Annotated in this window: 18 protein-coding genes and 1 pseudogene; 6 read left to right on the top strand and 13 right to left on the bottom strand. The window is 64.5% G+C overall.

Annotated features, from left to right (window positions below; genetic code table 11):
• The 5 genes from galU to WD767_02170 form a co-directional block, all read right to left on the bottom strand.
• The gene (gene galU, locus WD767_02150; GenBank protein ID MEX2614875.1) at nt 1-876 is read right to left on the bottom strand and encodes a UTP--glucose-1-phosphate uridylyltransferase GalU; all 876 of its coding nucleotides are present in this window, start codon (nt 874-876) and stop codon (nt 1-3) included.
• 87 nt (nt 877-963) lie between these two features.
• Nucleotides 964-1,692: a DnaJ domain-containing protein gene (locus WD767_02155; protein MEX2614876.1), complete on the bottom strand. Its 729-nt coding sequence runs from the start codon at nt 1,690-1,692 to the stop codon at nt 964-966.
• Nucleotides 1,693-1,697: 5 nt separating this feature from the next.
• Entirely contained in the window at nt 1,698-2,303 is a 606-nt protein-coding gene (locus tag WD767_02160; protein ID MEX2614877.1) for a VWA domain-containing protein, read from the bottom strand.
• A 161-nt stretch (nt 2,304-2,464) separates the two neighbouring features.
• Nucleotides 2,465-3,304: a division plane positioning ATPase MipZ gene (locus WD767_02165; protein MEX2614878.1), complete on the bottom strand. Its 840-nt coding sequence runs from the start codon at nt 3,302-3,304 to the stop codon at nt 2,465-2,467.
• A complete protein-coding gene (locus tag WD767_02170) occupies nt 3,286-5,346 on the bottom strand; it encodes a molybdopterin oxidoreductase family protein (GenBank protein MEX2614879.1) in 2,061 nt (686 codons plus the stop codon). Before WD767_02170 ends, WD767_02165 begins: the two co-directional genes overlap by 19 nt.
• Nucleotides 5,347-5,422: 76 nt before the next feature.
• Between WD767_02170 and WD767_02175 the strand changes: the two genes are divergently transcribed.
• Complete coding sequence (locus WD767_02175) at nt 5,423-5,986, top strand: hypothetical protein (GenBank protein ID MEX2614880.1); 564 nt, start codon at nt 5,423-5,425, stop codon at nt 5,984-5,986.
• A gap of 29 nt (nt 5,987-6,015) precedes the next feature.
• Nucleotides 6,016-6,798 carry an SDR family oxidoreductase gene (locus tag WD767_02180; protein MEX2614881.1) on the top strand — a complete coding sequence of 261 codons (783 nt, stop codon included), beginning with the start codon at nt 6,016-6,018 and terminating at the stop codon, nt 6,796-6,798.
• A 43-nt stretch (nt 6,799-6,841) separates the two neighbouring features.
• On the opposite strand, the gene WD767_02185 is transcribed toward WD767_02180, so the two are convergent.
• Nucleotides 6,842-7,831, bottom strand: a complete 990-nt coding sequence (locus tag WD767_02185; GenBank protein MEX2614882.1) for a hypothetical protein — start codon at nt 7,829-7,831, stop codon at nt 6,842-6,844.
• 142 nt (nt 7,832-7,973) lie between these two features.
• On the opposite strand from WD767_02185, the gene WD767_02190 reads away from it, so the two are divergent.
• Nucleotides 7,974-8,189, top strand: a complete 216-nt coding sequence (locus WD767_02190; GenBank protein MEX2614883.1) for an SDR family oxidoreductase — start codon at nt 7,974-7,976, stop codon at nt 8,187-8,189.
• A gap of 43 nt (nt 8,190-8,232) precedes the next feature.
• On the opposite strand, the gene WD767_02195 is transcribed toward WD767_02190, so the two are convergent.
• The 6 genes from WD767_02195 to WD767_02220 form a co-directional block, all read right to left on the bottom strand.
• The gene (locus WD767_02195) at nt 8,233-8,910 is read right to left on the bottom strand and encodes a CatB-related O-acetyltransferase (protein MEX2614884.1); all 678 of its coding nucleotides are present in this window, start codon (nt 8,908-8,910) and stop codon (nt 8,233-8,235) included.
• Nucleotides 8,911-8,996: 86 nt separating this feature from the next.
• On the bottom strand, nt 8,997-10,100 hold the full coding sequence (locus tag WD767_02200) for an FAD-dependent oxidoreductase (protein ID MEX2614885.1): 1,104 nt from the start codon (nt 10,098-10,100) through the stop codon (nt 8,997-8,999).
• Nucleotides 10,101-10,378: 278 nt separating this feature from the next.
• Nucleotides 10,379-11,374, bottom strand: coding sequence for an MDR family oxidoreductase (locus tag WD767_02205; GenBank protein ID MEX2614886.1), 996 nt, complete (start codon nt 11,372-11,374; stop codon nt 10,379-10,381).
• A gap of 14 nt (nt 11,375-11,388) precedes the next feature.
• The gene (locus WD767_02210) at nt 11,389-12,555 is read right to left on the bottom strand and encodes an acetyl-CoA acetyltransferase (GenBank protein MEX2614887.1); all 1,167 of its coding nucleotides are present in this window, start codon (nt 12,553-12,555) and stop codon (nt 11,389-11,391) included.
• 85 nt (nt 12,556-12,640) lie between these two features.
• Complete coding sequence (locus tag WD767_02215) at nt 12,641-14,449, bottom strand: adenylate/guanylate cyclase domain-containing protein (GenBank protein MEX2614888.1); 1,809 nt, start codon at nt 14,447-14,449, stop codon at nt 12,641-12,643.
• A gap of 283 nt (nt 14,450-14,732) precedes the next feature.
• Entirely contained in the window at nt 14,733-15,626 is an 894-nt protein-coding gene (locus WD767_02220; GenBank protein ID MEX2614889.1) for a folate-binding protein, read from the bottom strand.
• Between the two features lie 125 nt (nt 15,627-15,751).
• Between WD767_02220 and WD767_02225 the strand changes: the two are divergent.
• From WD767_02225 to asnB, 3 genes and pseudogenes are all read left to right on the top strand, one after another.
• Nucleotides 15,752-15,877 (top strand): annotated as a pseudogene (locus WD767_02225) (glycosyltransferase family 9 protein).
• Complete coding sequence (locus WD767_02230) at nt 15,877-16,917, top strand: glycosyltransferase (protein MEX2614890.1); 1,041 nt, start codon at nt 15,877-15,879, stop codon at nt 16,915-16,917. The pseudogene WD767_02225 and the gene WD767_02230 overlap by 1 nt, the downstream one beginning before the upstream one ends.
• Nucleotides 16,917-18,680: an asparagine synthase (glutamine-hydrolyzing) gene (gene asnB / locus WD767_02235; GenBank protein ID MEX2614891.1), complete on the top strand. Its 1,764-nt coding sequence runs from the start codon at nt 16,917-16,919 to the stop codon at nt 18,678-18,680. Before WD767_02230 ends, asnB begins: the two co-directional genes overlap by 1 nt.
• A gap of 648 nt (nt 18,681-19,328) precedes the next feature.
• Here asnB and WD767_02240 read toward each other — a convergent pair.
• A complete protein-coding gene (locus WD767_02240) occupies nt 19,329-19,973 on the bottom strand; it encodes a terminase small subunit (protein ID MEX2614892.1) in 645 nt (214 codons plus the stop codon).
• Nucleotides 19,974-20,151 lie beyond the last annotated feature (178 nt).

The following is a 20,151-nucleotide window of genomic DNA, read 5'->3' on the forward strand; positions in this document are numbered from 1 at the left end:
TTAAGCACCGGCATGGCTTCTCAATATGTCCCGCATGGCCGGCGCGAGATCGTCGCGGGCGAGTGCAAAGGCGATCGAGGCATCCAGGAAACCTGCCTTGTCGCCGCAATCGAACCGCCGTCCCTCGAACCGCAGCCCGTGGAACGGGCTCGATCCCAAAATTGCCGCCATGGCGTCGGTCAGCTGGATTTCGCCGCCAGCCCCCTTCTCCTGGCGGCCCAGATATTCGAAAACCTGCGGCTGCAGGATATAGCGCCCGATTATCGACAGGGTCGACGGCGCATCGGCCGGGTCCGGCTTTTCCACCAGACCGCGGATCGAGACAAGGTTACCGGATTCGTTTTCGATATCCAGTATCCCGTAACGGCTGGTATGTTCGCGCGGCACGTCCATCACTGCCACCACGCTGCCGCCGGTTTCCGCCTGGACATCGACCATCTGCTTCAGGCAGGGCGTTTGCGCCTGCACCAGGTCATCGGCCAGCAACACGGCAAAGGGTTCGTCGCCAACCAGATTCCGCGCGCACCATACCGCGTGCCCCAGTCCCAGGGGCTGCATCTGCCGCGTATAACTGATCTGCCCGGGCTTTGGCATCCAGCTGCGGATCGCGTCGAGAATATCGTTGCGTCCACGATCCACCAGCATATTTTCGAGCTCCGGCGAATAATCGAAATGATCCTCGATGGCGTGCTTGCCGCGGCCGGTGACGAAAATGAAATCCTCGATCCCGGCGGCCTGCGCCTCTTCGACCGCGTACTGGATCAGGGGCTTGTCGACAATGGGCAGCATTTCCTTTGGCATGGCCTTGGTGGCGGGTAAAAACCGGGTGCCCATCCCGCCCACGGGAAACACCGCTTTGCGTATTTTCCTGTTCATGCTGCCTGATTCAATCCAATCCGATGAAATGTTCGCTTTCTTGCCATAACTGCCTTGTACTCGCAACCGTAGTGGCTGCGACAATTTTTACATTCCGTCCTCGGACGCCAGCCGCATGAGACATTCCCTAGCTTCATTTATCTTGGCGGCAAGATAGTCCGATCCGCCGTGATCAGGATGCATCTTTTTCATGAGTTCCCGGTGCTGCCGGTTGATTTCCTCCCGGGAAGCATTCGGTTCGAGGTCCAGAATCCGATACGCCTCCTCCACCGTCATCCGGCCATCGGCCGACCGGGGTGTTTCAGACTCCCTGTTGCCGCTTCCGGCGCGTTCCCGCCAGGCATCGCCGTATTGCCGATCGAGATAGGCGCCCAGAATGTTTGCCGACTGTTCGTCCGCCCGGCTGGCGTCTGTAAACAGCTTCAGCACTTCGTCCATTGTCATCCGCGACAATTGCCGGCCCGCGAAAGCCCCTTCCAGTACTTCGCCGTCCATATCGCCGGTATCGTGATCGAGCGTCATGGCGACGAAGCGGGTATTGACGCTGGACTGCCCGCCGCTGCTGGGGCCCCGGGCCGAGCGCGCCATCCGGCCCAGCATTCGAAGCCGCATGATCCAGGGCAGCAGCCCCATGAAGGCGATCCACAGCAGCGAGAACCGGCCGGTCAGAACAAGCACCAGCGCGAGGACGACCGCCAGGATCGCGCCGGCCCAGCGCAGCGCCTTCAGGATTTGCTTCGTATCGGCGCCGACGAACCAGCGGCCAACCAGAAGGGCGCCGACCAGAAGGGCCACGCCGAGCAGCAGCCAGGACATCGGCGCTAGTTCCCGCCGCGGGTCATCTGGTCGGTCAGCCGCAGGGTTTCGCCGCCCTTTCGCCTGCCGTATTCCAGCATGGCCCGACGGCCGCCCGCCGCGTAGACGGCGACCGCGGAAAGCAGTTCGCGAAGCTGTTGCGCACTGTTGGAGTCGAAACGGCAATAGGCCCCGTTTGTAAGCCGGGCAATCTGGCGAAAGGCGCGTTCGGCGATGGGGTTGCCGCCTTCCTGGAACACGAAGGCCGGCACGTTCAGCAGGCCGAGTTCGCCGGCATGCCGGCACAGAACGTCGACATCTTCCTCCATGGCGTCGCCGATGAACACCAGCGCGTTCACCTGCCGGATCCCGGTTTCCCGGATCGCGTGCTTCAGGACCTTTTCAATCTGGGTCGCGCCGCCAAGGCAGCGCACGCTTTCCATGAAGCGCAGCAGGCGTGTGGAATCGGGCGTCCATTTGCTCGCCCGGCACTGGCCATAGCCGCGGTAGTACAGCAGTTGCACCTCCAGCCCGCCCAGCATGCTGGTTTCGACGAACATGTCACCCTGGATCCTGCAGGCGTGATCCCAGCTGTGTTCCCGGCTGGCGGTCGCGTCCATGGCGAAGATCAAACGTCCCCGGTCTCCCGCGCGGGTCGCAGGCGCGGGGGTTTCCGCGACTTTCCTGAGGAATCGCGCAACATCGTCGCCACTGGAAGCGGGCAGTTTGGCCATAGGCTCAATATGGGGTCTTTTGACCCGAAAATTCCAGTTTTTTGGACGATACCGGCGATCTATTCCGTCGTCGGCAGCCCGATGGCCTGCAGCAACTGGCGCACTTCCTGCCGCGCCGCGATATGCGACATGTTCATTTTCAGGCCCGATGCCGGATTGCGCAGATCCAGCAGGGTCAGCCCCTTCAGGAACAGTTCGCGAAAGACCACCCGCTCGCTGAACCCCGGCGCCAGCCGGAACCCGATCCGGCGCGACAGTTCCTTTATGGTGCGGTCAATCGACCGCTTGTTGCGGGATTCCAGCGTCCCCATGCGGTTGCGCATGACGATCCAGTCGATCGATCCGCCGTCGCGCAGGGCGCGGGCCTTTTTCTGCTCCCAGACCATTTCGGCGTAGCGGCTGGGATGGCGGACCCGGCCCGTATCCGGATCGACATCCGCCAGCAGGTCGAGGTCGATATAGCTGTCGTTCAGCGGCGTGATCAGCGTATCCGCGCGGCTGTGGGCATGGCGCGACAGCGCCGTGTCGCTGCCCGGCGTATCGATCACGATAAACGCGTTTTCCCGGCCCAGTTCCGCCAGGCCGGCTTCCAACCGTCCGCGGTCCACCATGCGGGCCTCCAGCCCGCTGTCCAGGTCGCTGGGTTCGATCCGTCGATGGTCCGGGACGACGAGGCGCTGGCCGTTCGATGCGTTGTACTGGTTCCGGTTCCCCACGTAGCGGGTCAGGGTGCCCTGCCCCGCGTCCAGGTCGATGGACCCGACGCGAAAACCGCCCTGCAACAGCCCCGCGATCAGGTGCATGGCCGTGGTCGATTTGCCCGAACCGCCCTTTTCGTTGCCAATGACGACGATATGCGGTTTTCCCTCCGGCGCCGCCGTCACGCGGCGCGCAGCCATATGGCTGTGTCATGGAAGGCCGCGCCCCCGTTCGGCCGCACCGCCTCCGCCCCGATCAGGACGTTGATCCCCATACCCTCCACGAAGGCCGCGTTCGGCCACAGGCTTTCCACGACGACGACGCCGCGCTGGACGCCGTCGAACACCCGCGTGTGGACCAGCACCGAACCCCGCGCGTTGCCCAGCCGCACCGGATCGCCATCGGCGAGCCCGAGCGCTTCGCAGTCGTCGGGATGGATCATCGCCGTCGGCCGCCCTTCGCGCTGCCGGCTGGTCGGCGTTTCGGTGAAGCTGGAATTGAGGAAATTGCGCGCCGGCGCCGCGACGAGCCGGAACGGATGCGCATCGTCGGCCTGTTCGATGACCTCGTAATAGCCGGGCATTTCCGGCATGCCCGCATGGCCGGCGCCGATTTCCGACCATTTCGGGCGGAACCGGAACCGGCCGTCGGGATGGCCGAATCCCTTCGCGAAATGGGTCCGCTCGAACCCCGGCGCGACATCCGTCCAGCGGTCGCGATGCAGTGTTTCCGCATCCGGCAGGCCCGACTTCTTCAGGGTCTGCTCGATGATCTCCCAGCATGACATGTCGAAACCGGGATGATCCGACCCCAGCCGCTTCGCCAGCCCGCACAGCACATCGTGATTGGGGCGGGATTCGCCCAGCGGCTCGATCACCCGCTTGGTGACATAGAAATGCGTGTGGCCGCCCGACTGGTAGATGTCCTCGTGTTCCAGGAAGGTCGTCGCCGGCAGCACGATATCGGCCATCGCCGCCGTCTCGGTCATGAACTGTTCATGCACGCAGACGAACAGGTCGTCGCGGCGGAACCCCGCATGCACCCTGGCGGATTCGGGGCAGACCACCATCGGGTTGGTGTTCTGGATGAGCATCGCGCCGACCGGCGGCCCGCCTTCCAGCGCATCGGGCTCGCCGCAGAGGATCGGCCCCAGCCGCGACTGGTCCAGTTGCCGGATCGAGGTGTCGCGCACGTCCAGCCCCATGATCAGCGTCATGTCGAACCCGTACAGCCCGCCATTGGCGTACAGCGCGCCGCCGCCCCGGTGCTTCCACTTGCCGGTCACGCCGGGCAGACAGGTCACCGCATGCATGTTGGCGGCGCCGTTGCGCGAGCGGGTGAAGCCGTACCCGACGCGGATATAGGCCCGCTCCGTCTGCCCGTACAGCTTCGCGAAGGCTTCGATTTCCGCGACCGTCAGCCCGGTGATTTCCGCCGCCCATTCCGGAGTCTTCTGCGCCACATGCGCCGCCAGGTCGTCCGGCGCATCGGTGAATTCGCGCATGTAGTCCCAGTCCGCGTAACCGTCGCGGAAGAACACGTTGATCAGCGCGGCGACCAGCGCGCCGTCGGTGCCGGGCCGGGGCATGACATGGACATCGGCGGCTTCCGCCGTCGGCGTGCGGTAGGGGTCGACGACGACCAGCTTCGCGCCGCGATTCTTGCGCGCCTTGGCCACATGGGTCATCACGTTGACCTGGGTCGAGACCGGATTGCCGCCCCAGATCACGATCAGGTCGCTGTCCGCCATCTCGCGCGAATCGACGCCGTATTTGACGCCCACGCCGGCGATCCACCCGGCATCGGCGATGGTGTTGCAGATCGTGTTTTTCTGCCGCGAATAGCCCAGCGCGTGGCGGAACCGGTCCAGCCCGTCGCGGCTCACCAGCCCCATCGTGCCCGCGTAGTGATAGGGGAACACCGCCTCGCGCCCGTCGCGCGCCGATACCCGCTCGAACGCCGCCGCCGTGATATCCAGCGCGTCGTCCCAGGAGACCGGCTCGAACGCCGCCCGGCCGACGCCCTTTTCCCCGACCCGGCGCAGCGGTTGCGTCAGCCGGTCGGGGTGATGCACCCGTTCGGCATAGCGCGCCACCTTGGCGCAGATCACGCCGTCCGTGTAGCTGTTGTCCTTCGCGCCGCGCACCCGCCCGATCCGGTTGCCGTCCAGGCGCTCGACCTCCAGCGCGCAGGTCGAGGGGCAGTCGTGCGGGCAGGCCGTGGCGATAATATCGAGGGTCATAAAATTCACTCCATCGGGATGAAGGGCAGTTTACGCTTTGGCGACGCCGGGGGAAATATGCTTTGATCCTCCCGCCATGACGATACGCAAATTCCTGACGCTCTGTTTCGCCGCCGCCCTGCTCGGCGCCTGCGGCTCGCTGGACAGCGGCGCGCCTTCATACAACACGGTGGCCGATACGCAAGCCCGGCTTTTCTTCGACGCGCCCGCGCTGTCCGCCGCGCAGGCCCGCCATCGCCGGGCGGAGCGGGCCGAATCCGGCTACCGGGTGGAACGGGCGCGGTGGGACGCACCGTCCGGCGTCACGGCGGAACTGATGCTGATCGAAGCGCTGACGCCGAAGGGGCTGGACGTGCCGGACGACCCGAAGATGGAAGCCGCCAATTTCCCGGACCTGGTCCGGCTGAAGGCGGCTTTCGGCGAGTTGTACCAGTCGGAAACCGCGATGGGCCCCTCGATCTGGCGGCGCTTCGTCGCCGGGGACCGCAGCTGCGTCATCTTCAGCCAGCGCTGGGACGGCGGGCCGGGCACGCCGGCGACCCGCACCCTGTTCGGCTATTACTGCGCGGGGCCGGGCGACACCTTCACCCTGCAGGATGCGCAGGCAGTGCTGCTGACAGCCGGCATCCGCGCCGCATAACCCTCCGCCGGAACAGACAGGAAATCCGCATGACCCTCTTCGACCTCACCGGAAAGACCGCCATCGTCACCGGCGCCACCAAGGGCATCGGCCGGGCCATCGCCAGCCGCATGGCGGAACACGGCGCCAATGTGGCGATCTCCTCGCGCAAGGCCGATATGTGCGACGCGGTCGCGCAGGACATCAACGACAACTGGGCGAAACACGGCGCGGAGGCAGCCGCCATCCCCTGCCATATCTCGCACAAGGACCAGCTCCAGGCGCTGGTGGATCAAACAGTGAAGCGGTTCGGCGGGATCGATATCCTGGTCTGCAACGCGGCGGTGAACCCCTATTTCGGCCCGTTGAAGGACATTCCGGATTCGGCCTTCGACAGGATCATGGAAACCAATATCCGCTCCAACCACTGGCTGTGCCAGATGGTCCGCCCGCATATCGCCCGGCGCGGCGGCGGCTCGATCACCATCATCTCCTCGGTGGGCGGGTTGCGCGCCGGCGGCGTGCTCGGCGCCTACGGCATTTCCAAGGCCGCCGACATGCAACTCACCAGGGCGCTGGCCGTGGAATTCGGCCCGGACAACATCCGCGTCACCTGCATCGCCCCCGGCCTGATCCGCACCGACTTCGCAAGGGAACTGTGGGAAGACCCGGAAAAACTGAAGCGCCGCTCCGAAATGACCCCGCTGGGCCGCATCGGCGACCCGGACGAAATCGCCGGCTGCGCCGTGATGCTGGCGGCGAAGGCGGGATCGTTCATTTCGGGGGAAACGGTTGTGATCGATGGCGGGGTGACAATTCAGAGTTTTAAGTAGATTAAATTCTATCTGCGCTTAATGAGACAAACTAACTATTCGCTTATTTTTTTTTGGCCTTTCTTATGTAAAGTCTCTGCAAAATTTCATCTTGCGTGATCCGTTCGATATTCTCCTCACTAATGACAGTGTCCATCGACGCCGAGATGATTCCTAGGCTTTCATTCCAAGGCTCCCAGAATGATGCAATATCATTTGGACGGAACACCTTTACATCCTCTGGCGCATCTCCATTCTTTACTCTGAGAAACCCTTTGATATTCGCTATCGACATTGAAATTAACGCAAGTTTTTTAGCTAAAGATTCAGGATTCCAGTTCGTGTTATGCCGCTTTATTCGAAAATGCGTTTTTGAGTTATCGGATGCGTTCATAACCGCCTCAGCCTGAAAGAATTTCGAGCCAAAATTACTTCCGCCAATCAGTTTCATTTCCTCAGAAGGTGGAGGAACACAATATTCTTGTTCAATACCCGCCTTCAAATAAAATCCTCCTTGGCTCACTCGTAGTCCATGTTTAATGCTGTTATATTCGTCAACACTCGCTTGCTCTAACCAATCGCGGGAAACTCTTCCCCAAAGATCAGCAAATTCTTTCCGCAAATCGTTTAACTCTTCCCCGGTTGTATCGGAAAAATTTAAAGACAATTCAGCCAACGTTAACCAAGACACGGGTTGAAGGCGAAAGGGGTTATATGCTGTCCAATGGCCGCTGGATATTGCGTCAACAATTGTTCGTAGTTGCTCTGTCCGACAACGCTGTATCCAAGCTGGAATGCAGTAAGGCGCTTGAATTGCGGCGCAAGCAAGAGTTAACAAGGTCTCAAGTCCGTGGAAGTATGCCGTTCGAATCGCAAGTGCTGCCAAATTCCGATCAGCGCCTTCCAAATTTTCCAGATGGGATAGCGCTACATATTCAAAATAATTATGCTCTATACCTCTAATGAATTCGATATTTCTATCATGTAAATCCCATTCCCATACAGCGTAAGGAATATCGTTTACTACGAAACAAATTCCTGGAGCTTTAGTCATCACGATTTCCGTAAAACAAAAATGTAATATTTCACCCTGTACATATAATAACAGTGCGTCGTCTGAAGAAAAGACCATATCTAGTTCGGTGACAGTTTATTGAATCCCCAATTTCGGAAATAGCCGTACAAATAAGGATCACATGCATCGCCCCCGACCTGATCCGCGCCGACTTCGGCTGCAAACTGTGGAAAGCTCGGAAAAACTGAAACACCGCTCCGTAATGACCCCGCTCAGCCGAATCGGCGGCCCGGACGAAATCGCCGGCTGCATCGTGATGCTGGCCGCGAAGGCGGGCTCGTTCATTTCGGGCGAGACGATTGTGATCGATGGGGGCGTGACGATCCAGAGCTTTTAGCAGCCACTGGTCAGGACCGCGGAAACCAAGGAAGGGTAGTGCCTCAGTATTGCCACTCTGCGTGAACCGCTCCGAGTCTTTGAATATCCGCATTCGCTATAGCCTCAATATTCGCTTCAATTCGCTCAACCGGCCAGTCCCACCACCGAACCTTGCGCAAGATGCGGACTGTTTCGTCGTCGAACCGCTGCCTGATCGTGTTTGCCGGATTGCCGCACACAACGGTATACGGCTCGACATCCCGCGAGACGACCGCACGGGCGCCGATGATTGCGCCATCGCCAATTCTGACTCCCGGCAGAATCATGGCTTCCGCGCCAATCCACACATCATTTCCCACTACCGTATCTCCCTTTGCCCCGGGACTGTCGAACATGGCCAGAACATCGTCGGTGGTGGTTTGCGGTGTCATCATGAAGTTATTGAACGGATATGTGGAAAACCCGGTCATATCATGGTTGGCGGAACTCGTGACGAAGCGCGCGCCGTGGGCAATCTGGCAAAATTTTCCGATGATGAGTTTTTCATGGCTAAGGGGAAACAGATACGGCGCAAGATACGCGGCATAATCCTCCAGCTCCTCCAGATGTCCGAAATAGCTGAAGTCCCCGATTTCCATTCTCGGATGGTCAATAACCTGATTGAGATGCACGACCGTCTTTATAACCGTACCGTCGGGCATCACCATGGGGTATTTCCTGGTCGGGTCAAGCATGCTCATGTGAATCTAAATCCAATGAATTCATTTGAAGGATATGGGAATAGCATACCGATTGCGGAATTGCCTTAAGTGCACGCTTCCCGGATTCACGCGCCGAAGATAGCCCCCGGCTCCATCGCCGCCATCCGCCCCGGATCGAACGGGCGCAGATCCACCGTCGTCGCCCCGCCCCCCGCGATCAGTTCCGCCATCGCCTCGCCCGTCGCCGGGGCGTTCAGCATGCCCCAGACGTTGTGGCCGGTCGCGACATAGGCCCCCGCGATGCCCGGCGCCGGGCCGATCAGCGGCAGGCCGTCCTGCGTGAGGGGGCGGTAGCAGGCCTGTTCGGCAAGGATTTCCGCCGCGCCCAGTGCGGGCGATATTTGCGCGGTCATCCGGCGCAGGGTCTCGCACGCGCCCGGTTCGGGCAGCACCTGGGCGGGATCGACCGGCAGCGGGTCGTCGCCCGGCAACCCGCAGACATAGGTCGTGCCGTCCGGGCGCGGATTGATTTCCGGCGAGCGCATCTGCCCTGCCCGCCATTCCAGTTCGACGAACAGGGATTCCGGCGTCGGTTCGTAGCGGAACACCAGGCTGTGCCCCTTCGAGCCGTAAACCGCCGGCAGGGGCAGCCAGCGGCAGGCGAGGATCGACCACGGCCCCATGGCGATGACCACCGCATCGGCGCGGATTTCCGCGCCGTCGACGATGGCGCCGGTGACGCGCGCGCCGTCCGGGGTGAAACACAACCCGTCGACGCAGCCTTCGACCAGCGCCGCGCCGTTATCTTCGGCGGCGGCCATCATCGCCTTCGTAAACAATGCGGGGTGAATCTGGGCGGTGGTTTCCGGCGTGCCGAGTTGCCCGTGCACGACGCTGTCGCCGCCCAGCCATGCGGGCGATTCCCGGCGGCGGTAGGGGCGCATGTCACGATACGCGCTGGCCACGACGCCCAGGGTTTCGACCCGGCGGTAGCCCCACTCCCGGCCCAGGGTCGCCGCCAGTTCGGCGTGCAGGTCGAAACTGCGGCGGGCCAGCGGCGCCAGCGGCGAGCCGTCGGACCAGTCCCGCGCCAGGAAGCCGCCGGACTTGCCGGAGGCCGCATTGGCGATACCGGTGCGTTCGACCACGGTGGTTTCGACGCCGCGCCGGCTAAGGAAATACGCGATCGAGGCGCCGATAACCCCGCCGCCGCAGATCAGGACCTTCATGGCGTTCCCTCCTTCGTGCCGGGTTGCTGACAGGCCGGAGTATAACCGGTGAAGCGGGCGGCGTCCCTTTTGGGACGGGAAGTGCGGTTGCGGCATGGATCCCGGATCAAGTCCGGGATGACTGGAAGGGTCCGGGATGACTGGAAGAGGCCGGGTGACTGGCGATGCAAGTGGCCACGACATCGCAACCGGCACCAACTGTCATCCCCGACTTGATCGGGGATCCAGGCTCAGCCTCCCGGATGAGCCCGGCCGCAGGGCGGCCGCCCTGCAGTCGCTTACCCGCCCAGCGTGACGACCAGCCGTCCCCGCACCTGCCCCTTCAGGATATCGCCCGCCGCCTTCGGCACTTCGGCCAGCGGGATTTCGGCGGTCAGGGCGTCCAGTTTTTCCATCGGCAGGTCTTCGACCAGCCGCCGCCAGATCCTGACCCGGTTGTCATAGGGCTGCATCACCGAATCGATGCCGAGCAGGTTCACGCCGCGCAGCAGGAAGGGCAGCACCGTGGTTTCGAGGTTCGCGCCCCCCGCCAGCCCGCAGGCCGCGACCGACCCGCCATAGGATATCTGCGCCAGCAGCCGCGCCAGCACCGTGCCACCGACCGTATCGACCGCCCCGCACCAGCGCTCGCCTTCCAGCGGCCGTTTCGATGGTTCCGACAGTTCCGCCCGGTCGACGATGGCCGAGGCGCCGAGGCCGCGCAGGAAGCCGTGCTGTGCCGCCCGGCCGGTCGACGCCGCCACCGCATGGCCGCGCTGCGCCAGGATCGCCACGGCGACCGAGCCGACGCCGCCCGCCGCACCGGTCACCAGCACTTCGCCGTCACCGGGTTTCAGGCCGTGGTTTTCCAGCGCGTCGACGCAGAGCATCGAGGTAAACCCGGCGGTGCCGATGGCCATCGCCCGCTTCGCCGTCAGCCCCTCCGGCAGCGGCACGAGCCAGTCCGATTTCACCCGCGCCATCCCGGCATAGCCGCCCCAGTGGACCTCGCCGACGCGCCAGCCGGTGAGGACGACGGCGTCGCCCGGCCTGTAGCGGTCGCTGTCGGAGGCTTCCACGACCCCGGCGAAATCGATCCCCGGCACATGCGGGTATTCGCGCACCAGGCGGCCGATGCCGTTGACGATCATGCCGTCCTTGTAGTTGAGGCCCGAATGGGTCATCCGGACGGTGACGTCGCCTTCCGGCAGGTCGTCGAGGGCAAGTTCCTGGAGCGCCGCCGATACCTTGCCATCGGCCTCGGTCAGCACGAGGGCCGGAAAGTTCTGAGACATAGTGCGGCCTCGCCCTACCGTAATGCTTCGAGGATCGACACGTAGTTCGCCACCCCGGCGCCGCCCATGTTGAACAGGCCCGCCAGCTTCGCGTCGCGCACCTGCATGTCGCCGGCTTCGCCGCGCACCTGCATGGCCGAGAGCACATGCATGGACACGCCGGTCGCGCCGATGGGGTGGCCCTTGGATTTCAGCCCGCCGGACGGATTGACCGGCAGGCGGCCGTCCTTTTCGGTGACGCCGTCGAGCAGCAGGCGGAACCCCTGCCCCGGTTCGGCGAGGCCCATGGCTTCGTATTCCAGCAGTTCGGCGGTCGTGAAACAGTCATGGGTCTCGACCAGGCTGAGGTCGTCCAGGGTCAGCCCGGCCTGGCCCAGCGCGCCCGCCCAGGCCTTCGCCGTGCCTTCCAGGAAGGTCATGTCGCGGCGGCTCATCGGCAGGTAGTCGTTCACATGCTGCGCGGCGCGGAACACCACCGCCTTCGGCATGGTCAGCGCCGTGTCGAGATCGGCCAGCACCACCGCCGCCGCGCCATCGGACACCAGCGAGCAGTCGGTGCGCTTCAGCGGCCCGGCCACCAGCGGGTTCCTGTCGGAAATCGCGCGGCAGAAATCATAGCCGAGGTCCTTGCGCAGCTGGGCATAGGGATTGCCGCAGCCGTTCTTGTGGTTCTTGGCCGCGATGCGGGCCAGCGCGTCGCTCTGGTCGCCGTATTTCTGGAAATACTGCTGGGTGATCCGCCCGAAGACCCCGGCGAAACCGCCCTCGATTGCGGCGTCTTCCTTCAGGTAGCTGGCCTTCATCAGGATGCCGCCGATTTCCGAGCCGGCCGTGTCGGTCATCTTCTCGACGCCGACAACCAGCACCATCCGCCCCTTCTTCGCCTCCAGGAAGTTCAGCCCCTGATGGATGGCGGCGGACCCGGTCGCGCAGGCGTTTTCCACCCGCGTCGCCGGCTTGAAGCGCAGCGCGTCATCGGCCTGCAGCACCAGCGAGGCGCCGAAATCCTGGGCCGAAAACCCGCCATTGTAGAAGCCGAGCCAGATCGCATCGATATCGGCGGGGGACACCCCGGCATCGGCGATGGCGTCGCCCGCCACGCGCACGATCAGGGATTCGACGTCCTCGCCTTCCAGCTTGCCGAATTTCGAATGCGTCCAGCCCACCATGCATGCGGTCATGTTCCGGCCTCCTCAACAAGTTGAACCTGACCGGAACAATAGCAGCCGGCAAATCGGCTGGCCATGGCCGGAACGGAATGCCGGTTCAGGCGGCCTCGCCGCCGGCGACGGCGCCGGGCGCGTGCATGCCGCCCTTCCACTGCATCAGGAAGATGGGGACCGGCTCATCGAAGCCCTTGAGGTCGTAATCGCCCTTCTTCGCGAAGGCGAAGCCCTTGCCCGAACACAAATCCCGGACAATGGCCGATACGGCGATTTCCTCGCCTTCGGCCTTGCTCAGCACGCGCGCCGCCATCTGGACCGGCGTGCCGAAGATATCGCCGTCTTCGTGTATCGGCTCGCCGGCGTTGATGCCGATGCAGATACCCAGCCCCAGTTCCGGATTGGCGCTGTTGGCGCGCTGGCAGCCCTGCTGGATGGCGACCGCCCCCTCGACGGCGGCGGCGACCTGCGGGAAGGTCGCCATGATCCCGTCGCCGGTATGCTTGATCTCACGGCCGCCATGCAGGGCCAGGGCGTCGCGCACGATCGAATTATGCTCGCGCACGACAAGCTGCGCCAGGTCGTCGCCGCGCTCCTGGGTCATGGCGGTCGATCCGACGATATCGGTGAACAGCACCGCGACGAATTCCTTGTCGTTCTTCCGCGTCACGGCTTCCGGCCTGTTCCACTTGTCGACCGCCTCGATCACGCCGAGATCGTTGCCCGGCTCCTGGGCCTGCCGGGCGATGGCGCTGCGGCCCGCCTCGTACATCTGGAAATATTTCGGGTTGATCAGGTACTCGCCGATATTGGCGCAGAAGCCGCGCGCCATATCCGGCGTCTGGCCGAGCATCTGCATATGCGTGCACAGGATATCCTGCATCTCCGCTTCAGGGACGCGTTGCTTCGACGCGAGGTATTCGCCCGCGCCGGAAAAGAACAGGGTCAGGCCGAACCGGTTGAACGCGTTCAGCGGGTGCCCGGCCTTCGCAAGCGGTTCCAGCGAATCGCCAATGAACATCAGCATATCCGCGCTGGCGGCCGCGGCAGCGGAAGCGCCGGCGGGTTTCGGCGGATTTTCCGTCTCAACCGGCACATCGTACGGCGCATCATCCCCGGCGTCCTCCGGTGCGGCGGACGCTTCCGCGTCATCGTCATATCCGTCGGCATCGTCGGACATACGGCCTTCCGCCGCGAACCTGTCCGGTTTCGGCATCGGCGGCGAGGCGGCGCACAGCGCGCGGGCAGCGGATCCGGTCTGAATCGCCGGGACGAACCGGCGCATCAGGGGCACGAAAAAGAACAGGAAGCTGACGATGAAAATCGAAATCAGGACTGTCTGGGAAATACCGAGGCTCACCTCGATCCCGAATGTCGGCATGAATTTGATCAGCATCGAACAGAGATAGGATACGATCGACGCGCCGCCCAGGGCTACGATGCAGACCATCGCCAGTTTGGGCAGGACTTCCGCCAGATTGGAGGCATCGCCCGAGGCAGCCCTGGCGGGGGGACTTTTCGTCGCCGGCTCGCCGTTCGCATTCGACTTGGCCGGCGCGGCCGGTTTTCCGGTTTCCTTTTCCTTTTTCCAGGACCCTTCGGGAGCGCCGCCCTTTTGGGCCGGGGCGGGTTTCCGTTCCGGCTTGACGGGAGCGCCTTCGGTCACGAGCGCCACCGGCGGCGGCGATTTCATCGTCGGGCTGTGGTAAATAACCGCTTCAAGGGCCGCATTCTTTTCGGAATTGTAGGTTTCCCGGACGACGCATACTCCTTCGAAGCGTCTTGAAACGTCCAGTTCCCTGGCGTCTTCCAGACACTGGTCGCGACTCATCGCGTCATAATTGGCGTGAATCTGCCAGCGTCCGCCTTTCAGGACGTAGACTTCCAGCGATATGGAACGCCCGCCGTTCACGACTTTGAATGCCCCTGCTTCTCGCCATCGCCCACCGGGGGTCGAACGGCGCCAGTATAAAGAAACGTTCCACGTCGCCAGACTTTAGCGCTAGGGAGTTGTCATTGTTATAAAAAAAAAATTAACGAATGTTTACCAAACCGGACTTTAATCGGCCGGTCCAAATCGTTCGGCATACTGCCGTCCACGAGGATCCGCAGCCCCGAATTAGCGGCCCAAGTGCATGCGTATATTGGAATTTTCCGGGTACGGCCGTTCCGCCGTTTCGACGGCAGCAACGGGTTCAGGGCCGCATCCAGTCCGGTATTTCCGGGATGACTGCCGCTTCGCCGCATATCAGCGCCCCCTCGGCCGCCGGGGCCCCGGAAAGAACCTCCAGGCGAAGCTGGGCCAGCCCCCTTCCGTCGCGGCTCGACCGCATTTCGCCGACATCGCGGGCGCCGGCGCGTATCGGCGTTCCGGACGCCGGCGCCGGGCCGTCCAGGCGAACCGGCACCAGCCGCCGTTTCACCAGCCCCCGGTATTTCGTCCGGGCCGTCAGTTCCTGCCCCATGTAGCAGCCCTTTTCCCAGTCGACCCCGTGCAATTCATCGAAATTGCATTCGAGCAGGATCGACTTCTCGACGACCATGTCGCGGCTGCCGTCGCTCAACCCCAGTTCAAGGCGCATCAGATCGTATTCTTCCGGCAACGCCGCGGCGAACCCCAGCGATTCCAGGGCTGCGGCGGCGGTCGCCGCGGGCAGCACCGCCCGCGCGCCGGCCTGCGCCAGGCGCGGATCGACATAGACGACGCCGCCGTCCCGGTTCCGGGCCGCGCCCGCCGTCGACGGCAGGTCCAGCGCCGCCAGCGCGCCGTCGCCGAACAGCGCCGCCACGGCATATTCCGACCCGATACCGAGATCGACCTTCGCCCGCAGCTTGTGCCGGCTCAGCCGCTGGCCAAGGTCCATCAGCCGCGCCGATTCGCAATCCAGCCCGTACCCGCCATCCAGCGCGACAACAAAGAAATCATGCAGGTACTTGCCCTGCGCGGTCAGGTAGGCGGCCCAGATTGCGGCGCCATCGGAGACCCGGGCGATGTCGTTGGAGATCAGCCCCTGGAGGAACTCGGCGCGATCCGCCCCGCCGACGGTGAGGATGCCGCGATCCTCCAGCAATACGTAACGACCCGTCATTTCAGTTACTTCCCCTGGTTTGGGCTATACAACTGGTCCGCCATTCCCCATCCGGCAAGGCGCCGGCGAAAAAACACTGTATTTCCGATAACCATATCCTCCAGCATTTTGTATCCTGTGCGCAAATGCGCATCCTATTTGTCACGGCGACCCGTATTGGCGACGCAGTCCTGACCACAGGGCTGCTGTCATACCTGACCGACCGCCATCCCGACGCGCGGTTCACCATCGCGGCCGGTCCGGCGGCGGCATGCGGGGGCGACCGCTGATGCGGGTCATGCAGGTCATGGCGGGGGCGGCCCATGGCGGCGCCGAGGCGTTCTTCGACCGGCTGACCCTGGCGCTGGACCGCGCCGGGGTCGACCAGCAGATCGTCATCCGACGCAATGCGGAGCGCGCCGCCCTGCTGCAACCGGCGAAGCGCCCGCCGCTGGAGTTCGCCTTCGGCGGCGCGCTGGACCTCGTCACCGGCCACCGGTTGCGCCGGGCGGTGCGTCGGTTCGAACCGGATATCCTGCTGAGCTGGATGAGCCGCGCCACCCGGTTCGCTCCCATCGGCCGGCACGTCCTCGCCGCCCGGCTGGGCGGGTACTACCGGCTGGCGAATTTCGAGCGCTGCGACCATCTGGTCGGCAACACGCGGCATATCTGCGACTACCTGATCGAGGCGGGATGGCCGCGCGCGCGGACCAGCTACCTGCCGAACTTCGTCGATGCGGTCGCCATGCCGCCGGTCGCGCGGCGCTCGCTCGACACGCCCGACGACGCGCCGCTGCTGTTCGCGCTGGGCCGGCTGCATGCGAACAAGGGCTTCGATGTCCTGCTGCAGGCCGTGGCGCAGATCCCCGGCGCGTATCTGTGGCTGGCGGGCGAAGGGCCGAAGCAGGCCGAACTGGCGCAGCAGGCGGCGCGGCTGGGCATCGCCGACCGGGTCCGCTTCCTCGGCTGGCGCACCGACGCCCCGGCCCTGTTCGCCGCCTGCGACGTCTTCATCTGCCCGTCGCGGCACGAACCGCTGGGCAATGTGGTCATCGAGGCCTGGGCCCAGCACCGCCCGGTCGTCGCCGCCGAATCGTCGGGGCCGGGCGCCCTGATCACCGACGGCGTGAGCGGGCTGCTGGCCCCGGTGGAGGATGCGGATGCGCTGGCGGCGGCGGTGCGGCGCGTACTCGCCTCCCCGGACCTCGCCGCAACGCTTGTCACCGGCGGCCGGACCGCCTATGAGGCGGAGTTCACCGAGGCGAAGGTCGTTGCCCGCTACATGGAATTTTTCGAAAGCATAATGGTCTGATGTGCGGCATTGCCGGAATCATGATGCGGGACGGCAGCACGCCGGACACGGCCATCCTGGACCCGCTGGCGCGGGCGCTGGGCCATCGCGGGCCGGATGGCGAGGGCAAATACCTGGCCGGCGCCGTCGCCATGCTGCAGACGCGCCTGGCGGTCATCGACCTGAAGACCGGCGACCAGCCGATCTATGAGCCCGGCGGCGCGGCGCTGGTCGCCAATGCGGAAATCTACAACTACATCGAGCTGCGCGCCGGCCTGGACAACGCCGCCTTCTCGACCGGTTCGGACTGCGAACCGCCGCTGCACCTGTACCGGCGCGACGGGGTCGATTTCGCGAACGCGCTGCGCGGCATGTACGCCATCGCCATCCACGACCCGGGCGAGGGGCGGCTGGTGCTGGCCCGCGACCCGTTCGGCATCAAGCCGCTCTACTATATCGAGTCCCCGGAATTCTTCGCCTTCGCCTCCGAACCGCAGGCGCTGCTGGCGGTCGGGCTGGCGCGGCCGGAGGTCGCGCCGGAACGGCGCGGCGAGCTGATGCAGCTGCAGTTCACCTGCGGCCGCGACACGATCTTCCGGGACATCAAGCGCGTCCTGCCCGGCGAAACCCTGATCGTGCGCGGCGGGCGTATCGTCGAACGGCGCCGCCGGGCGGCGCTGCCCCCGGGCGGGCCGCAACCGGCGAGCGTCGAGGAGGCGCTGGCGATCCTCGACGAGGCGCTGGAGGAAAGCGTCATGATGCACCAGCGCTCGGATGTGCCCTACGGGCTGTTCCTGTCCGGCGGCGTCGATTCCTCGGTGCTGCTGGCGCAGATGACCCGGCTGAACGAGCGGCCGGTCGTCGCCATGACGGCCGGGTTTTCCGGCACGGGCGTCGCGGATGAGCGCGCGCATGCCCGCATGCTGGCCGGAACCGTCGGCGCCGAATATCACGAGGTCGATTTTTCCAGCGGGGATTTCTGGTCGATGCTACCGGAAATCGCCGCCGCCATGGACGACCCGGCCGCCGACTACGCGATCCTGCCGACCTGGAAACTGGCGCGGGAGGCGGCGAAGGACCTGAAGGTGGTGCTGTCCGGCGAGGGCGGCGACGAGATGTTCGCCGGCTACGGGCGCTACCGCAGCGCCCTGCGCCCCTGGTGGCAGGGCGGGCGGACGATCCGCGCCCGGGGCATCTTCGACGGGCTGGGCATCCTGCGCGACGGCAATGCGGGCTGGCGCGACAGCGTCGCCGCCGCCGAGACCACCGCCGGCCATTCCGACCGTTCCAGGCTGCAGGTCATGCAGGCGGTCGACATGACCGACTGGCTGCCCAACGACCTGCTGACCAAGCTGGACCGCTGCCTGATGGCGCACGGGCTGGAAGGGCGCACGCCCTTCCTCGACGTGAAGGTCGCCGAGGCGGTGTTCCGCCTGCCCGACAGCCTGAAGATCCACCGGCGGCGCGGCAAATGGATCCTGCGCCGCTGGCTCGACCGGGTGCTGCCCAAGGCCCGGGCCTTCGACCGCAAGCGCGGCTTCACCGTGCCGGTCGGCGACTGGATGGCGGAACGGGGCGCGCAGCTGGGCCCGCTGGTCGCGGCCAGCCCCGGCGTCGCCGAATTCTGCCACACCGGCCATATCGCCGCGTTGTTCGAATCGCACGGCAAGCACCCCAGGATGGCGGCCTGGGTGCTGCTGTTCTATGCGCTGTGGCACCGCCGCCATATCGAGGGAAAGATGCCCCAGGGCGACGTCTTCGAAACGCTGGCGGCGCGGGGATAAGGTTCGATTCCATAGGCTTGTATCGGCATGTCGCGACTTTCGGGAACAAGGTAACCGGCTGCGCCGCCCCACCTCACCCCGGCCCTCTCCGCCCCCAAGGGGCAGAGAGGGAGCCGCAAGCGTCGCCGTCCCGCCCCACCAATATCTTCCTCGCCCCCTCTGGGGGAGAGGATCGAGGTGAGGGGGGACGCGCAGGTCTTGCCGCATCGGAACCGTCACCGGATCGGCCGCCCCTCCCGAAAAAATCCTGCGGCGATATACATCGATTGACATATCATGGAGCGCCCCGGACGTTTACCGCCCGCCGCGCCCCGGCGGCCGCGCATGGATCCCGGATCGGGGTCCGGGATGACGGTATGGCGGGTTTGCGCGGCCTTCCCGACGACAAGGCCGCCCGCGCCACGCCAGTACGTGCCCCCCGCACACCCACCTGTCACGCCGCACACTCCCAACAGTCGCCCGCACATTCCCGACTGTCGCCCCGCAACACTCCCAACTGTCACCCCGCACCTGATGCGGGGCCCATGCCGCAACCGCGCGACATTGCCGGGACAGACGCCAGCGCGACCCCTCCCGAAAATTTTTGCGGCGATATACATCGATTAACATCGCTTAACATTTGCCGCCATCGCGCCCATTTTCGCCGCGCTACCCGCCGGGCAACCCACCGGATAATGCGACGCGCGCGGTCATTGTGTCCGGCGGGAACGGCAACGGGTTCCGCGCCGCAAGAAAAGTATCGGATGGTTGGCTTTTATGGGCATTTATCGGCAATCCGGGGGGCGGAACCGGCGGCGTTTCCCGCGCGCGGGCGGCATCCGGCGCGGGCGGACGGGCCGGGGATGGCGCGGCGGGCGCGGCCGGGGCTTCGCCGGACGCCGTGACCTCCGGCGGCAGGCTCGCCTCCAGCGCCGCCAGCATCGCGTCGAGGTCCGGTGTTGCGACGGATTGCGCCGGACGGGCCCCCTTCCGCCACGCGGGGGTCGCCTCGGATACCTTCAGCTGCATCGCCACGGCGCGCAGGGCGGTATTCAGCTGGTTCTGCTCCAGCGCCAACTCGTAGATCGACTGCAGCCGGGCCAGCACCGCATTGGTATCCGCCACCTGCCGGACCGCGACCTCGTCGCGCAGCGCCGCGATCCGCGCCTGAATTTCCGGCCGCGCCAGCAGCCGGCACGCCTGCGCCGCCGCGTTGTCCGCCCCGTACCCCGCCGCGATGGCGGCGGCGCTGCCCACTGGCCGGCGGACATATTCCCGGCAGAACAATTCATGCCGCTCGTTCGGTCTGTTCATATCCCTGACCTCCGTGAAAGGGAGAAAACAGGAATATTATACTATAACGGGTTAAAAGTCAAATACCTGCCTTGCCGGTATCGGAAATACGGTGAAATACATAATTTTAACTGGGAAAATAAAAATGCACTGACAATCATCTAGGCGGCCTCCCCGACGGATGCGACAGTTTCGTTTG

The organism is Alphaproteobacteria bacterium (assembly GCA_040905865.1).
In the GTDB taxonomy this organism is placed as follows: domain Bacteria; phylum Pseudomonadota; class Alphaproteobacteria; order UBA8366.

Coding starts and splice junctions, on each gene's coding strand:
- galU (MEX2614875.1), bottom strand. CDS start 876: ATGAACAGGAAAATACGCAAAGCGGTGTTTCCCGTGGGCGGGATGGGC.
- WD767_02155 (MEX2614876.1), bottom strand. CDS start 1,692: ATGTCCTGGCTGCTGCTCGGCGTGGCCCTTCTGGTCGGCGCCCTTCTG.
- WD767_02165 (MEX2614878.1), bottom strand. CDS start 3,304: ATGGCTGCGCGCCGCGTGACGGCGGCGCCGGAGGGAAAACCGCATATC.
- WD767_02170 (MEX2614879.1), bottom strand. CDS start 5,346: ATGACCCTCGATATTATCGCCACGGCCTGCCCGCACGACTGCCCCTCG.
- WD767_02175 (MEX2614880.1), top strand. CDS start 5,423: ATGACGATACGCAAATTCCTGACGCTCTGTTTCGCCGCCGCCCTGCTC.
- WD767_02180 (MEX2614881.1), top strand. CDS start 6,016: ATGACCCTCTTCGACCTCACCGGAAAGACCGCCATCGTCACCGGCGCC.
- WD767_02185 (MEX2614882.1), bottom strand. CDS start 7,831: ATGACTAAAGCTCCAGGAATTTGTTTCGTAGTAAACGATATTCCTTAC.
- WD767_02190 (MEX2614883.1), top strand. CDS start 7,974: ATGCATCGCCCCCGACCTGATCCGCGCCGACTTCGGCTGCAAACTGTG.
- WD767_02195 (MEX2614884.1), bottom strand. CDS start 8,910: ATGAGCATGCTTGACCCGACCAGGAAATACCCCATGGTGATGCCCGAC.
- WD767_02200 (MEX2614885.1), bottom strand. CDS start 10,100: ATGAAGGTCCTGATCTGCGGCGGCGGGGTTATCGGCGCCTCGATCGCG.
- WD767_02205 (MEX2614886.1), bottom strand. CDS start 11,374: ATGTCTCAGAACTTTCCGGCCCTCGTGCTGACCGAGGCCGATGGCAAG.
- WD767_02210 (MEX2614887.1), bottom strand. CDS start 12,555: ATGACCGCATGCATGGTGGGCTGGACGCATTCGAAATTCGGCAAGCTG.
- WD767_02220 (MEX2614889.1), bottom strand. CDS start 15,626: ATGACGGGTCGTTACGTATTGCTGGAGGATCGCGGCATCCTCACCGTC.
- WD767_02230 (MEX2614890.1), top strand. CDS start 15,877: ATGCGGGGGCGACCGCTGATGCGGGTCATGCAGGTCATGGCGGGGGCG.
- asnB (MEX2614891.1), top strand. CDS start 16,917: ATGTGCGGCATTGCCGGAATCATGATGCGGGACGGCAGCACGCCGGAC.
- WD767_02240 (MEX2614892.1), bottom strand. CDS start 19,973: ATGAACAGACCGAACGAGCGGCATGAATTGTTCTGCCGGGAATATGTC.